The sequence below is a fragment of the Robertmurraya mangrovi genome (assembly GCF_034427655.1).
GTDB lineage: Bacteria > Bacillota > Bacilli > Bacillales > Cytobacillaceae > Robertmurraya_A > Robertmurraya_A mangrovi.
Window position 1 is genome coordinate 98,832 of record NZ_JAXOFX010000016.1, and the last position, 15,627, is coordinate 114,458.

Consider the following 15,627-nt stretch of genomic DNA (forward strand, 5'->3'; position numbering starts at 1 on the left):
TGAATAGATTTTTAAATAGGACAACTTTTTGTGGAGGTGTTTGAAGATGATGTCAAAATTAGAAGCCTTTATACTAGGGATCATTCAAGGCTTAACGGAGTTTATTCCCATCTCTAGTACTGGCCATCTATACTTAGGCAGGCATTTATTTGGATTAGATGAAGCCGGTATTTTCCTAGATACAATGCTTCATGTAGGTACTTTACTGGCAGTGTTAGTGGTTTATAAAAATGAATTGCTTCAAATAATCAAAAATCCTTTTGGTAAGCTCTCCATGCTCCTAGTAGTGGGAACAATTCCAGCAGTGGTAGTAGGACTATTGCTTAGTGATTTATTTGATTCCATTTCAAAAACTGGAGTCACGATTGGCTGGGAATTTTTATTTACTGGGCTCATTTTATGGATGGCAGATGGAGTAAAAAAAGGTGCTAAAAAAATGGACAATATCACGTACGGAGATGCCCTATTTATCGGTTCTTTTCAAGCTGCAGCTATATTTCCAGCCGTATCTCGTTCGGGTTTAACGATCGCAGCTGGCCTATTTAGAAAGTTAGACCGAGAAACGGCCGCCTATTTCTCTTTCTTATTATCCATCCCTGCCATTGCTGGAGGCATTGTACTCCAATTTGGAGAACTGGCCTCAGGACATGTGGAAGCTATTTCTTTTTCAAGTCTATTCATTGCTACTGCTTCGTCCGCAATCTTTGGCTATGTGGCAGTTGTCTGGATGATTAATTTCCTTAAAAAGAAATCATTAAAAGTATTTGCCATATATGTTTGGATATTAGGATTTACCATTCTTCTCCTTCAATTATCTGGAATATTTTAAAAATGGGGGCCAATCATGCATGATCTAATCATGAAAGTATTTGAGTTCTTAGCTGATTTGGGCTATTTAGGGATTGCACTTGGCTTGATGGTTGAAGTCATACCAAGTGAGATTGTTCTGAGTTATGGAGGATTTTTAATTAGTATTGGAGAAATTCATTTCATTGGCGCACTTATTAGTGGAGTAATAGGAGGTACACTAGCCCAATTATTTCTATATTGGCTTGGTGCATACGGTGGGCGCCCTTTTTTAGATCGCTACGGAAAATATTTACTCATTCAAAAAAAACATTTAGATGCTTCTGAAAAGTGGTTTAACCAGTATGGTACAGGGGTTATTTTTTCAGCAAGATTTGTACCGGTTATTCGTCACGCTATTTCTATTCCAGCTGGCGTTGCTAAGATGCCACTTTCTCAGTTTACCATTTATACTGTCGGTGCAATGATCCCTTGGACTGTACTCTTCTTATTGCTAGGAATGGAACTAGGGGATCACTGGAGAGATATCGAAACATATGCTAAACCATTTATTCTTCCAATTATCACCATTGCCGTTGTCTCTGTAGTCATTTATTTCCTATATAAAAAATGGGCAACCAAAAATCATTATTAAAAACTCATGTGACAATGAGTTTTTTTTTGTAAGAAAAGCGGAAATGTCCCGTTTAGCGAAGTACACTAGTAACTTGGCGCCGGAGCTAGACAGTTGTCTCGCTTCAGAAAACTATACTTATTATATAAAAATAGTTGTGTTTAATTTCTATTCATCCCCATTTATCAAAAATTCGGCAAATTTTGCAATATTCCACTTCCATTTTACTTGTAATATTATAAAATGTAGAAAAACAAATATAAGGACGATATTAATATGAAAAAAATACTTTTAAAAAATGCTCACGTCATTCCGGTTACATCAAAATCGATTCCTCATGGGGATGTATTAATAAAAGACGGTAAAATTATTGAAGTCGGAGAAAATCTTACGGCTGATAGTGATACGAAAATCATAGATTGTCACAATCAGTATCTACTTCCTGGTTTTATTGATGTTCATACACATCTTGGTTTATATGATGAAGGAACAGGTTGGGCTGGAAATGATGCAAATGAAACACATGAACCAATCAGTCCTCATATTCGTGCAATAGATGGGGTTTATCCATTAGATCCAGCTTTTTCTGATGCAATTAAATATGGAATTACGACCGCCCATGTGATGCCTGGTAGTGCTAATATCATTGGTGGAACAACCTCTGTTATAAAAACATTCGGCAATAACATTTCTAAAATGATTATCCAGCAAACTGCAGGCTTAAAAGTAGCTTTTGGGGAAAATCCGAAACGTATTCATAGCCAAGGCAATAAAGATTCCATTACTCGTATGGGAATTATGGGAATGCTCAGGGAAGCCTTTTACGAAGCTAAACATAGTGACAATCCAGATTCCATCCGAATTGCACCGATTGTTAAAGCATTAAAAAGAGAAATTCCATTGCGTATCCATGCACACCGTGCGGATGATATTATATCTGCTATTCGATTTGCCGAAGAGTTTGACCTAGACTTCAGAATTGAACACTGTACAGAAGGTCATTTAATCGCAAAAGAACTTGAGAACAAAAATCTAAAGGTAAGTGTAGGTCCTACATTAACGAGACGCTCAAAAGTTGAATTAAAAAATAAAAGTTGGAAAACCTACCAAGAGCTTACCGATCATGGTGTTGAGGTATCTATCACAACAGATCATCCCTATACCCCTATTCAATACTTAAATATCTGTGCGGCAGTAGCCGTTCGTGAAGGATTATCGGAACAAAAAGCACTAGAAGGAATCACGATTTTACCTGCTCGAAATCTTCGTATTGAAGACCGTCTTGGAAGTATTGATAAAGGAAAAGATGCCGATTTAGTCTTATGGAGCCATCACCCTTTTCATTTCTTAGCAAAGCCAAAATGGACGATGATTCATGGGGAAATGGTGTATAGAGAATCATAAAATTTTTGTCAAACTTTGTATGTAGAATTTTGCCATTATTAATCAAAAAATATAAGCAAATTTCCTATTCCCTTTTTAAAAAAAATTTAGTATGATACTAAAGGTAAAACAATACAATATAAAAATAATTAAAAAGCAATAGGGAAGGCAAATGGTGCGCCACCAGTAAAGCTGGTTCTAGTGGGTTCGATTCCCACCCCGAAATTTTTTAGCACTACAAAAAATTTCGAGGGTGGACCTAGGTAAACCAAGGACATTAGTCTGTCTTGGTGTGGATTGGACTGCCCTCAATTGGAGGGATAAACATGATCAAGAAACGTGATCTTCACGAATGCCATGCTTTGTACGAGATGATGACGCACCCCGAAGTCTTCCCTTTCGTGCGCCAAAAAGCAAATTCATACGATGAATTCTTATTCTTAACAAAGCAAACCATTGAAGCTGAAGAACGTGGTGAACTTGTTTCACGAACGATTCTTGATGAATGGGGAGCTCCAATTGGGACGATTAATTTATTTGACATTGAAGAAGGTGCTGGTTTCTTAGGTACTTGGATTGGCAAACCCTATCATGGTAAAGGTTACAATAAGGTAGCAAAAGATGCTTTTTTTGAAGAGTTGTTTTATGAATTAGGAATTGAAACAGTATTCATGCGTATTCGTAAAATTAATATTCGCTCTCAAAGAGCAGCAGAGAAGCTCCCTTATGTGATTCAAGCAAACGAGACTAGAAAATCGATTTATGATCAATTAAATAAAGATGAAGATATCTACAATCTTTATGAAATTCCAAAGGATTTATATACTCTTCATGTCATGCGTCATGGTCATGAGCAGCAAGAATCGTCACAATTGTTAGAAGCATAACTTATTCATACACACTTAAAAACCACTCCAATTTAGGAGTGGTTTTACTATTTTATGAAGAATGAATTCCTATTTCAAATTAGCTTTTTTTAAAAAAATAACTTCAGAATAAACTTTATTACCTTCCACTTCTGGGAGCCATTTTTTCGTGACTGAGTTTGACCTTAGAAAATGAATTAATCTTGAAGGATAATCAAATCTTCCATCTCTTGCCTTGTAATAATTATAAAGTGAGTCCCTTTCAATAGTACTCTTATCCAGAAATTGATACTTCTGCCATTTCATGATGGTATGTACAAATGAATAAAACTTATTTCTCTCAAATTCTGGTTTCATTCCTTCTTCTGCTGAAAAAGCAATACAAATAATCTCCCTTTCCATCTTGCTTACTTGAATCATTCTTTTTAATGCATCCGTCTCTTGATAGGTTAATTTTTTTAAAGACTTTGGGAAAATTAATACATTAGAGTCATTTAAACTCAATTGACTTAGATCATTCATCTCTCCCCATACCCAAGACAAGTAATTAGGTGGGGCACCACTTTGATCTGGCCATAAGTCCGGTTCTATACCCGTATAAGAAAACGATGAGATATGCTCTTCATCAAGAGCACCATAATATGCATCATAATCAATCCCACTTCCACTTCGAAAACTAATAATATTTAATGGTTCTACCAGCAATGAAGGCTCCAATGTGGCTTTCGCCAGCAAGTAATATTCATATAAATAAGCAGGATAGTTTTTTAACAAAAATAACCTTTGTTTGACTAGTTCATCACTGATTATTTTTGCATTTCTTTTATCCTCTTGCTCTAGGTACTTTTCTATTTCACCCCAAATATATGTAAGCTTGTTAGCTATTAATGAACGCATATTTCCTCAACTCCTAACTATAAAAACAATCAAAATGCCCTAATGTTCTTCCATTAGGGCATTATTACTCAAACTTAGAGGTATGACACATAGATAAGATTTGTAAAATCAATATATGCGAAAATTTTAGAAAAGATTCTTAAGGATTAACTCAGCTGTGTTCATTCCGCTTAATGTTACCATAGGGGAACCACCTCCTGGATGAGTAGTCCCTCCTGTAAAGAACAAATTCTTTATCGCTGGGTCACGGTTAAATGGTCTTAGAAAAGCGTCTTTTTTTCGGTGGGAGGAAATACCATATAAGGCACCCTTATATGCATTAAATTGTGTTTTTATATAATTCGGAGTAACGACCATTTCTTCCTCAAGATGAGGGCTAATATCTATACCGAATTGTTTAAGCTTCGAATAGATTTTTCCCTTATATTCTACAATCTCTTGGTGGGACATGTTTGGATTAGCAGGTGCGTTTACTAAAATAAATAAGTTGCTGCCTTTCGTTCTATTAGGATCAGTTGCGGATGAATTACATATATAAATGGTCGGGTCATCTGGTAACTTTTTATCTATAAAGATTTGCTGAAACTCTTTTCGATAATCAGATGTAAAATACACTTGGTGATGAACAAACTCTTTAAAAGTCTTATTAACCCCTGCCATCATGACAAATGCAGAAATGGACGGTTCAAACGAAGCAATTTTGCGATTATCCATATGTGGCCGGTCTGTTTCCGCTAATAAATGTGAGTAAGAAGTAAGCAAATCACCATTTAAAATGACAAGATCCGCTTCCAGTTTCTCTCCTCCAGCGAGCTTGACACCCCTTACTAGTTTATGATCTATTATTAAACTAGTTACTTCTGTATCTAGTAGAAGATTCCCCCCTACCTTCTTAAATAACTCAGTAAATGAACTCGCTATTGAAGTGTTTCCACCTTTCGTATAGTAAACTCCATCAACCATTTCCAAATATCCGATTAAGGAAAAAGTAGCCGGACAACTGTAAGGAGAAGAACCAATATAGGTGGCATACCGATTAAAAGCCATTAGTACTCTTTCATCCTTAAAGAAACGTCTATGAAAGTGATCCATAGATTCTAGCGGTCTTACTCTCATTAAAGCCGTCGCAAGGCTAGGTGATAAATAGTCTTTTACACTAGAGAAGGTACGAGAGAAAAAATGCTTCTCTGACAACTGATAGAGATGTTTCGTTTCCGATAAGTAACGATGGTAATTTTTAAAACTGTAACGATCTATTGAACTTAATATACTTTCCATTTTTTCAATATTAGTAGTTTGCAAAAAAGAAGTCCCATCCATATACCAGTTTTTGGTGTGATCTGTAATTTGTTCAAATTGTAGATATTCCTCTGGATTTTCCCCAACTTCCTCAAATACTCTTTTAAAAACGTCTGGCATGGTAATCGTGTTTGGTCCAAAGTCGAATGAATATTCTCCTAACTGTACCGGCATCATCTTCCCACCGGTATGATTGTTTTTATCCACAATGGTTACAGAAAATCCGGATGCAGCAAGTTTAATTCCAGCTGATAGCCCTCCAAGTCCAGCCCCAACAATAACTACTTTCTTCATTCATACATCCTTCCTTTCCATTCGTACCCTTTACTATTCATTCCTCTCCTCATGGAGCTGAACATTAGGAAAATGAATGCGCCCGCAGCTAGCGGCATATAAAAAAAACGCCCCACTCCTTGTCTAGAAGAGAGATCAATGATTAAAGTTTGCGTAAGGATCAGGATTAAGGGCAAGATGTAGAATGAACGAGAGAAAAAAAGACCTCCAACTGCTAAAAATAATGGAAGTACATAAAAAATAAAGTAAAATACACTCATCAAGACGATGGAGAAAACAGAACGTCCTACTCCACTAAACGTATTCTTTAAAAATCCATTCCATACTTCTATATTAGAAGAATACATGAAACAAGTTACATGCGAGCTTATATTCGTTAAGGTCACCTTTTTTCCAATACGCTTAACTTCCCTTGCTAAATGAACATCTTCTACTAAAGAAGCTTTAACCGCTGAATGCCCACCTATTTTTTCATAAACTCGCTTATCAAAAAACATAAATCCACCATGCGCGGCTGTAAAAGGGATTAACTTCGTACGATTAGCTATTATATTTGGTAAATGGAAATAAACTAAGAAATGTTGCATCGGTACTAAAAGTTTGGCTAAAAATACATCAGTAGGAAACCGCGCGAATCCTGTTAGCAGTCCCGAGCGATAAGTTTTTAATAGGTTAATAGACTTCTCTAGCGTGTCTTCCTTCACTCGAACGTCAGCATCCAAGAATAGCATGTATTCTCCTTTTGCCATCTTTGACAACTGATGGCAGGCAAACACTTTTCCTACCCAACCTTCAGGAAGTTCTTTGCCTTTTATAATGTTAAATCTGTTATCGTTATTAATACAAACTCTTAACTTGGAATAAGTCTGATCCATCGAATGATCATCTAATAATATAAATTCCACATTCTTATAGGTTAACTCTTTTAAAGATTGAATTAACCCTATTACATTTCTTTCTTCATCTCTTAAAGGGACTAAAACGGAAACTAATTCATTTTTTGTTAAATAAGTTGATTTTCGATTTAGTTTTGGCATCGTTAGGATATTAAAAATCGTAATCAATAAAAACGAGAATAAGCAAATAATATATACGTTCATTTTAAGCTTCCTTCTTTTTATCTGTCAGTTGGTCAACCCACTCATTTACAGTCCTAGTACCCTTCGTCATAACTTGAAATTGATAGGTCCGTTCATTTAGTATATCTTCTTTTAACACATCTACTAAACTAGTTAATTCATTTTCTAATAAACTAGTGACTTCTTTTCGAGAAAGATGGTCCATTGGGCGATGTTTCATATTAACCATCTTAATAAATATTTCCGGTTTTTGATGATGAGTATAGGTGTAATACAAGGCAATCATTACAATGGATATAGATTTAGACTTTTCTATTAAGTAAGCAGGTCCTTTCATAAACTCGAGAGGTCTCTTTTCTAAGTGCTCCTCTTTCCCTTGTGGAAACATCCAAACATACTTGTTATCATCCAACAATTCTTTCGCGAACTGAAGGGACTTCATTAAACTTTTTGGTGAGTTGGGATCTACCGAAAAGGCACCAATCTTTCTAAAAAACGGGTAGTCCTCTATTCCTTTTTTACTCATTACGGCATAACTATCTTTTTTAAATACGGTCTGATTTAAGTAAAATGAAACAAGTCCATCCCACCAATTGGAGTGGTTTAGTAATACTAGAACGGGCCCTTCTGGGATGTGCAGTTTACTTACATCTACATGGACTTTATAGAAATGCTTTCTAAAAGAATAATTCAGATAATAATAGAAAACTCTTTCAAACATCTTACTCTTCTTTGGATAAATCACGGATGTTATCCCCCTTTTGTAGTAATAAAAGAAATGGAATGATACTGAGTAAGACGACAATCATAGCTAAATAAAGTTCACTTTGAAGTGCAGTCAGGACAAACATAAAAATAATTAAGAAATAAAGGATTCTTATTCTTTTCTCCCATCTAGGTTCTAGATTCATGCTTTTCTTTTTCCAGATTGGAAATAAAACGATTTGAATAATCATAGAAACGAGAAACCACCCAAAAAAATTATTTAAAGGAATATCATAGTAAAAGCTATCCCCATTCCATATCCAATATTCTTTTGCTTTAAACGCTACTGGGTCAATGATTAGGTCCATTATAACGGCTAATAATGATGTAAGACCTATATACTTAATAAAATAAAAGTTATAGAGTGGATTTAATATTTTTTTAGAGATTGCATGTGTGGTCATGATGACCATGTACCAGGCAAAGCCAATGGTTAATGGCACACCGAATACTTGTATCCCGAAATCCTTTTCATAATAATACTCCCCAAAAATCAATCCGTACTTTACCCCTAAGTGTTCCGCTCCAATGGAAATAAAAAGGACAATAAGGAAGGATTGAATGGCATAACTCCAACCATAAACAACTCCAGCGTATATAAACGTTACAATCCCAGCCAAATATAGAAAGACGGCATTCGCCCACTCTAAACTTTCCGGCAATAAATCAAATGCTACAAGAATAATTCCAACAAAATACCACACGAGAAATGTACGGTAAATATACTCCTTTGTCCTCAAATTCTCACCTCAAGATAATAATATTGTATTTAGATAAATATGATTAGAATGAAGCACCACTTCTTATGTTGATGATTTACTATTTTAGCCCGACAAATCACTTATTTCTAATTTAGATGTGCGGAGGATGTGTATGAACTTTAGTCTCAATAATGAAACCCTTTTACAATTAGGAATGGCATTAAGTATATTCCTAACCTTTATTTTTTTAAGAAAGTTGCTCACCAACCAGCTTATTAAACTGATCCTTGCTCTAACTCAGAAACTTAAAGTAGATTTTGGCACAAAATTAATACTCGCTTACGAGAAACCCATTAGATGGTTTATAGTTATATTTGGTTTATATTTAACAATCAAATTTATACCATTTACATTAATGACTACTTCTATGGAACAAAGTCTCCTTAGAACAGCACTTATTGGCTTAATTTCATGGGGAGCCTTTAATTTCAGTACTGTTACCGATGTGTTATTTCCTCGATTAATGGAGAGGCTTGATTTTAATGTGGACAAGATTGTGATTCCTTTTATTACAAAGCTTTTAAAGACCATTATTGTGACAATGGCCATATGTATGATAGCAGAAGAATGGGGATTCAATGTGAATGGCTTCATAGCTGGTCTAGGCCTAGGTGGCTTAGCTTTTGCTTTAGCAGCAAAGGAAACGATTAGTAATTTATTTGGTGGGGTTGTCATTGTGACAGAAAAGCCTTTTACGATTGGAGATTGGATCAAGACGCCTAGTGTTGAAGGGATTGTAGAAGATATTACGTTTAGGAGTACGAAGATTCGTACATTTGCTCAAGCATTAGTGACAGTTCCAAATTCAACCCTTGCAAACGAGCCGATTGTTAACTGGTCCAAGATGGGAAAAAGACAAATCACCTTTCACCTTGGTGTAACCTACTCTACAACCAAACAAAAGCTAGAAAAAGTTGTTTATGAAATTGAGCAAATGCTAATCGAACATGAAGAGGTTCATAATGATACGATTATAGTAAAATTTGACCGTTTTAATGATTCTAGTCTGGATATTTACATGTATTTCTTTACTAATGTTATTAATTTCGCAGATTATTTAAACATAAAAGAAGATATTAATTTTAAAATCATGGCCATTCTTGAAGAGCTTAAGGTTGATATTGCGTTTCCAACAAGAACTTTAGTCCTTCAATCAGATCAAGTTGTCATTGAAAATGAGAAAAGATTTGAAGCACTTTCCTCATAATAAAACATCTAGACCTGAAACTGAAAATAAGTAAAATGGTTCCATTCTTTTACCTTAAAATATGATATAATTCTTTCGGTATTCGAAAAGAGAAAAAGAGGGCCAAAGAATGAATCAAACTTATAATAAAAAGCAAAAAATTAATCAACTCCTAGTTATACTTATTCCTGTATTAGTCACTCAACTCGGGATGTTTTCAATGAATTTCTTTGACACGACCATGTCAGGACATTACAGTCCAGAAGCACTTGCCGGTGTTGCAATTGGCTCTTCCCTCTGGATACCTGTTTTTACAGGCCTTAGCGGGATTTTACTTGCGATAACTCCCATTGTTGCTCAGTTAGTTGGCGGGAAAAAGGATCATGAAGTTGCCTACAATGTGATCCAGGGTTCTTATTTGGCTTTGATCATGGCCATTATAGTTATGATTGTAGGTGCCTTTTCATTAAATCCGATCCTTAAAGGGATGAATTTAGAACGAGAAGTTTATGAAACAGCCCATGATTATTTAGTGGCGTTAAGCTTTGGAATGATTCCGTTATTTGTTTATAATGTACTCCGTTCCTTTATTGATGCTTTAGGAAAAACAAGAGTAACCATGCTTATTACCTTATTAACACTACCAATCAATATTTCTTTTAATTATGTATTAATTTACGGAAAATTTGGCTTTCCTGAACTTGGAGGGGTCGGAGCAGGTTATGCCTCTGCAATTACCTACTGGTTAGTTACAATAATCTCCATCTTCATCATTATGAAACAAAAGCCCTTTTCTGAATTTCAAGTCTTCAACAAGTTGTACGGCATATCTCTAAGAAAATGGAAAGAAATCTTACTCATTGGTGTACCGATTGGATTATCCATTTTCTTTGAAACTAGTATCTTTTCTGCCGTTACGTTACTCATGAGTAACTTTGACACGGCGACCATTGCCTCTCACCAAGCCGCCTTAAACTTTGCATCTTTTCTATATATGATCCCATTAAGCATTTCAATGGCCTTAACCATTGTTGTTGGATTTGAAGTAGGTGCTAAAAGGTATAAAGATGCCAAGGAGTATAGTTGGATTGGGGTTGCAATGGGTGTTACTTTAGCCGTTCTTTGTGGCATTGTTCTTTATTTATACAGGGAACCTATTGCTGGTATTTACACTAGTGATGCAAATGTGTTAAAACTAACTGCTCATTTCTTAATTTACGCTTTATTCTTCCAGCTCTCGGATGCTATTGCTGCACCAATTCAAGGGGCACTAAGAGGGTATAAAGATGTGAATGCGACATTTATTTTATCGCTGATTTCTTATTGGGTTATTGGTCTACCTTTTGGCTACTATTTAGCGAATTCCACTGATTTAGGAGCCTTTGGTTATTGGATTGGTTTAATAGTAGGTTTGGCTGCTGGAGCAATTGGCTTATCAAGCCGATTGATTTATATTCAGAGGAAGAAGTACTCTGTTGTTAAAGGGAATTTAGGTTAAGATGAGAGGTCAATCCTTTATTGGATTGACTCTCATCTTTTTATGTCTAAATTCCAAAGTCCAGTATCCTCTAATTATATTGTCTATACCAGCTAGGAATGGATGATTGGAAGTTGTGGTGATCTTTTATGATTTGCTCACATCTTGTAATCATTCCTTCCATTTGCTCTGGGTAAAATTGTTGTGTCCACACGATTGCTGAAATGATGGCCATCGCCGCATAGAGTGTATACCGTTCCCAAAATTCTTCATCAGGATTACCTTGAAAATACCCATGAATTTGTCCTCTTGCAAACGGAACCGATATATTTCTCGTAAATAAAGCCACTTTATGAAGATCATGATAAGGGTCGCCCCATTCAAATCGATTAAAATCTATTACACCTGCAAATTCTTTATTATGAATGATTAAGTTTGATGGATGAAAGTCATCATGTAAAAGCATATTTGGTCTTCCTTCCAACTTATGTTCATTTTCCCTTATGTACTCAACAATGTATTTGTATTCAGAATATCCTTCTAAAGTTAAAAATGTCTTCTCATACCTTGCATGTTTATTTGACTTCAAAACATCCCATAGTTCTAGATTACTCGGAGCAGGGATGGTATGCAGCTTCCGTAAAACTTCCCCCGCTGATAAACCAATTCTATACTGTTCTTCCTCAGTATGGGACGATAAGCTTTCTTCCCCGTCTACACCTTCTACGTATGTAAGAAGCATAGCTACTTTCTGTTCCTTTTCAATCAACTCCAATCCAATTGGCCTTGTCATTGGAATGTTTAATGCCTCAACAGATTGTAGTAATTGAAAATGATTTTTTGCAGATTCAAGCCTTTCTATATCACACACTCTCAATAAATATTGATTCCCTTCTTGATCTGATAAGCAGTATTTTTCCTCGCCGGAAAAACCTTTGTCTATTTTAAAATTTACTTTTAGTTGGTTTATTTTTTTCTGGAATGGATTTAGTAAAGTTTCAGTACTCAATTAAAAAACCTCCTAATTGTATAAATGGTTATTCTACAGGGTTTTTTGATAAGCCATTCTATAAAAAAGCTAAAAAACCTTCCTAAGAGAAGAAAGGTTTCAAAAAAAGAAAAAAGCTTTATTAACTTTCCTACTGTCATATTTTAGATAACCGTTGATTTCCTCTACGGGAGAACGCTTTCCACGGGGTGTGTCTTGAGCCTCCTCAGTCGCTTTGCTCCAATCAACTAGTAACCGGAAACAATTAGAGGTAACCTACTATGTTAAAACATTAAGGCCCATCTCACTCTTTCTATTAACCTACAGCTTTTTCAAATGGCCCCTTTATTTGTTTGCTATTAATGATTGTAATGAACACATCAACAATGGTTTCATCCCATTGTGTACCCTTACCACTTTTAAGAATTTCAATTGCTTTTTCAATTGACATGCCTTTGCGGTATGGGCGGTCGGACGTCATGGCGTCAAAGCCATCTGCTACGGCAATAATTCGACCAAAGTAAGGAATATCAGTCCCTGTTAAACCGTCAGGATATCCTCTTCCGTCTATTCTTTCATGATGGTGTCGTACACCCGGAAGTAACCCCGCGATTTTACTTGCTGGTTGTACTTGTTTAAGTATGTTTTCACCAATAACTGGATGGGCTTTAATATAGCTAAATTCATCATCAGTTAATTTACCATCCTTTAATAGGACCGAATCAGGAACACCAATTTTCCCAATATCATGGAGGAGTGCCGTTTGATAAAGCAATTCTAGGTCCTCTTTTGATAAATTCAATTCCCTACCAATCTCGTATGAATAAGAAGCTACACGCATAGAGTGACCAGACGTATACGGATCTCGTGCATCTAATGTGATAGATAACGTAGCCATAAAGCTTTCTAATAATTGCTTATTCGTTTCTTCCCTAGAGTGAATGGTCTTGGTCATGTGGTTAAATCCAGTGAACACTTGTGAAAATTCATCTGTATAGACATTAACCTTTACAAAATCATAGTTTTCATTATAAACATTGTTCATAAAGTGTTGTAATTCTCTAATTGGTTGTTCGATATCTCTTGTTAAAAATTTTGACACTAAGAATGCATACACAACAGTGAAAATGAGGATACTCCCCGCCCAATTCCAGTATAGGTTCATATCCATTCCTGTTAAATCGGACAATTTAATCTGAGCTGCTAGCAAGAACACTAAAATTGGTAATATCCCCATTAATAATACGGTCACTTGGAACTTACGATTGATAGGAAGAATTAATTCATTTTCATTAAAAATAGCTTCGTTTTTTTGAAGATAGCTTGACTTAATATGTATTAATAAAGGCTTTATTGCTTGGAGTGTTAAATAAAATTCGATTAATGCGTGTAAAACAGCAATAAAAAAAGCTGCAACAATCGCGTACACGATATACATCTTTGGTAAATGTAACAATTCAAAATGTACAAGGACGTATGCACCAATCGATGCAGGTACGGTTAGTCCTAAGTAATGAGGAATCATGATTCTTTTAACAGTTGAGAGAGGAAACTTTAACAATGCCTGAATAGATTGTTCTACCACTATCCGTGATGGAGTTTCCACTTTAAAAACTGCTTTAATAGGCTTTAAGTGTTTTAAAAATATTAACCCTTCACAAAAAAACATACAAAGAACTGAACTAAACATTAAAAGTAAAACTATGTTTTGTTCATTATGAATTAAATCAATTGTTACAAAAATTAATGTTCCCCCAATACCGAATACAGCTAGTAGGGAACCAAATAGATAATTAATCACTAACCTTCTAATAAACTGCTGATAAATTTTCATATTCCACCCGAACGTGTGATATTTTAAGTGAACTCTATAGACTAGAATTTGAAAGTGTCATACTCTACTTTTAGAGTATAGAATCTATTTTTATAATACACTAATTATCCCATATTCATAGAGTTTTTTAGGTTCTTTTACTTAATTTATAAGATACGCTGGTTAATTAACACTATAAAAATACAGGTATTATCCAACTATAAAAAAAGTCCGACATGTAATATGCCAGACTTTTTTGTCACTTTTATTGATATATTTTCCCTAGAACATCTTTACTACCTGTTACGGGAATAACACTTCCAGTAAGAAAGCTTGAATTTTCATCAATTAAAAATTCAATCACCCTTGAAATGTCCTCTCCAGTCCCTGGTCTTCCTATGGGTGATTGTTCATCAAAAATATCTCTTGTATCGCTAATCATTTTTTCTTTCCATTCGCCAACAATATCTCCAGGACAAACCATATTAGCCGTGATTCCATTCTTTGCTTCCTCTAACGCAATCGTTTTGGTTAATGAAGCTAACCCCGTTTTAGCAGCAGCAAAGGCTGAGCGATTTACCCATCCAGGTGTTGACTCAACCCGATCAAATCCTAAAGTAATGATTCGTCCCCATTTTTTCTCCCTCATTTTTGGAATTAAGAGCTTGGTAAGATAAAAAACAGCATTTAAATTGCCATTAATAAGGTAGTTCCACTCGTCAAAGGTATAGTCGACCATTTTTTTTCTTTCATGTATGTAAGGACCTGCGTTATGAATTAATATATCAATAGAAGAAAATTTGGTTACAGCAATATCTACAATTTTTACGCAATCCTCTTGTTTTGCGATATCGCCTTGAACAATTTGATTTTCCGTACCATATTGAGTATTTAAAAATCCAACTAGCTCTAATGCTTCCTTCTCACTGCTTCGGTAATTAATGACTAAGTTAATGCCCTTTTCCGCGAGCCCAACAGCCGTACGTTTCCCTATACCGGTTGCTCCTCCCGTGATCAAAGCGGTTTTTATATTCACAAATGATTACCTCGCAAAATATTTTTTATTAATTCTCTTATCAATATACTAAAAAGAACATTTAGGATATGCAAATTTAAAGCTTTTTTATTAAACTGTTTTTAAAAGATTGGTGTCTGCATATTATTCTGTCCGTTCCTCTCCGCTCCAGGCACTTGCTTTCCGCAGGGAAGAATTAATAATAAAATCCAAAAGCCGATTTTTTCAAAGTGCGAATTCTTCCTCGGGAGGAAGTCGAGCCTCCTGATATGAACGAAACTGTCAAGGCCCCCACTCAACATTGGTATATAGGTTGTTTTTAGGCATCTTTAATAAGAGAAGCTATATTCGGCTTCTTTACTAAGTTAAGCTATGAGCCTTTAG

14 protein-coding genes are annotated in these 15,627 nt (G+C 35.3%); 6 read left to right on the forward strand and 8 right to left on the reverse strand.

Going from position 1 to position 15,627, the window contains the following annotated elements:
* Positions 1-49 precede the first annotated feature (49 nt).
* The 4 genes from SM124_RS18995 (at position 50) to SM124_RS19010 (ending at position 3,690) form a co-directional block, all read left to right on the forward strand.
* A complete protein-coding gene (locus SM124_RS18995) occupies positions 50-829 on the forward strand; it encodes an undecaprenyl-diphosphate phosphatase (RefSeq protein WP_322448126.1) in 780 nt (259 codons plus the stop codon).
* Positions 830-844: 15 nt separating this feature from the next.
* A complete protein-coding gene (gene uptA / locus SM124_RS19000; protein ID WP_322448106.1) occupies positions 845-1,441 on the forward strand; it encodes an undecaprenyl phosphate transporter UptA in 597 nt (198 codons plus the stop codon).
* A gap of 255 nt (positions 1,442-1,696) precedes the next feature.
* Positions 1,697-2,824, forward strand: coding sequence for an amidohydrolase (locus tag SM124_RS19005; protein WP_322448107.1), 1,128 nt, complete (start codon positions 1,697-1,699; stop codon positions 2,822-2,824).
* Positions 2,825-3,129: 305 nt separating this feature from the next.
* A complete protein-coding gene (locus SM124_RS19010; protein WP_322448108.1) occupies positions 3,130-3,690 on the forward strand; it encodes a GNAT family N-acetyltransferase in 561 nt (186 codons plus the stop codon).
* 69 nt (positions 3,691-3,759) lie between these two features.
* Here SM124_RS19010 and SM124_RS19015 read toward each other — a convergent pair whose 3' ends face one another.
* The 5 genes from SM124_RS19015 to SM124_RS19035 all read right to left on the reverse strand — a co-directional run bounded on the left by SM124_RS19015 (position 3,760) and on the right by SM124_RS19035 (position 8,743).
* Positions 3,760-4,566: a hypothetical protein gene (locus SM124_RS19015; RefSeq protein ID WP_322448109.1), complete on the reverse strand. Its 807-nt coding sequence runs from the start codon at positions 4,564-4,566 to the stop codon at positions 3,760-3,762.
* A 126-nt stretch (positions 4,567-4,692) separates the two neighbouring features.
* A complete protein-coding gene (locus tag SM124_RS19020; protein WP_322448110.1) occupies positions 4,693-6,159 on the reverse strand; it encodes a phytoene desaturase family protein in 1,467 nt (488 codons plus the stop codon).
* Complete coding sequence (locus SM124_RS19025; RefSeq protein WP_322448111.1) at positions 6,156-7,259, reverse strand: glycosyltransferase family 2 protein; 1,104 nt, start codon at positions 7,257-7,259, stop codon at positions 6,156-6,158. The genes SM124_RS19020 and SM124_RS19025 overlap by 4 nt, the downstream gene beginning before the upstream one ends.
* A 1-nt stretch (position 7,260) precedes the next feature.
* The gene (locus tag SM124_RS19030) at positions 7,261-7,983 is read right to left on the reverse strand and encodes a lysophospholipid acyltransferase family protein (RefSeq protein ID WP_322448112.1); all 723 of its coding nucleotides are present in this window, start codon (positions 7,981-7,983) and stop codon (positions 7,261-7,263) included.
* Positions 7,961-8,743 carry a carotenoid biosynthesis protein gene (locus SM124_RS19035; RefSeq protein WP_322448113.1) on the reverse strand — a complete coding sequence of 261 codons (783 nt, stop codon included), beginning with the start codon at positions 8,741-8,743 and terminating at the stop codon, positions 7,961-7,963. Before SM124_RS19035 ends, SM124_RS19030 begins: the two co-directional genes overlap by 23 nt.
* A gap of 133 nt (positions 8,744-8,876) precedes the next feature.
* Here SM124_RS19035 and SM124_RS19040 point away from each other — a divergent pair, with 133 nt between their 5' ends.
* Positions 8,877-9,971 (forward strand): mechanosensitive ion channel family protein, encoded by a 1,095-nt coding sequence (locus SM124_RS19040; RefSeq protein WP_322448114.1) that lies wholly within the window; start codon positions 8,877-8,879, stop codon positions 9,969-9,971.
* A 109-nt stretch (positions 9,972-10,080) separates the two neighbouring features.
* Positions 10,081-11,448: an MATE family efflux transporter gene (locus tag SM124_RS19045; protein ID WP_322448115.1), complete on the forward strand. Its 1,368-nt coding sequence runs from the start codon at positions 10,081-10,083 to the stop codon at positions 11,446-11,448.
* A 70-nt stretch (positions 11,449-11,518) separates the two neighbouring features.
* On the opposite strand, the gene SM124_RS19050 is transcribed toward SM124_RS19045, so the two are convergent.
* From SM124_RS19050 to SM124_RS19060, 3 genes are all read right to left on the reverse strand, one after another.
* Positions 11,519-12,436, reverse strand: a complete 918-nt coding sequence (locus tag SM124_RS19050) for an aminoglycoside phosphotransferase family protein (RefSeq protein WP_322448116.1) — start codon at positions 12,434-12,436, stop codon at positions 11,519-11,521.
* Between the two features lie 295 nt (positions 12,437-12,731).
* Entirely contained in the window at positions 12,732-14,249 is a 1,518-nt protein-coding gene (locus SM124_RS19055; protein ID WP_322448117.1) for an HD-GYP domain-containing protein, read from the reverse strand.
* Between the two features lie 244 nt (positions 14,250-14,493).
* The gene (locus SM124_RS19060) at positions 14,494-15,264 is read right to left on the reverse strand and encodes an SDR family oxidoreductase (protein WP_322448118.1); all 771 of its coding nucleotides are present in this window, start codon (positions 15,262-15,264) and stop codon (positions 14,494-14,496) included.
* Between the last annotated feature and the right edge of the window lie 363 nt (positions 15,265-15,627).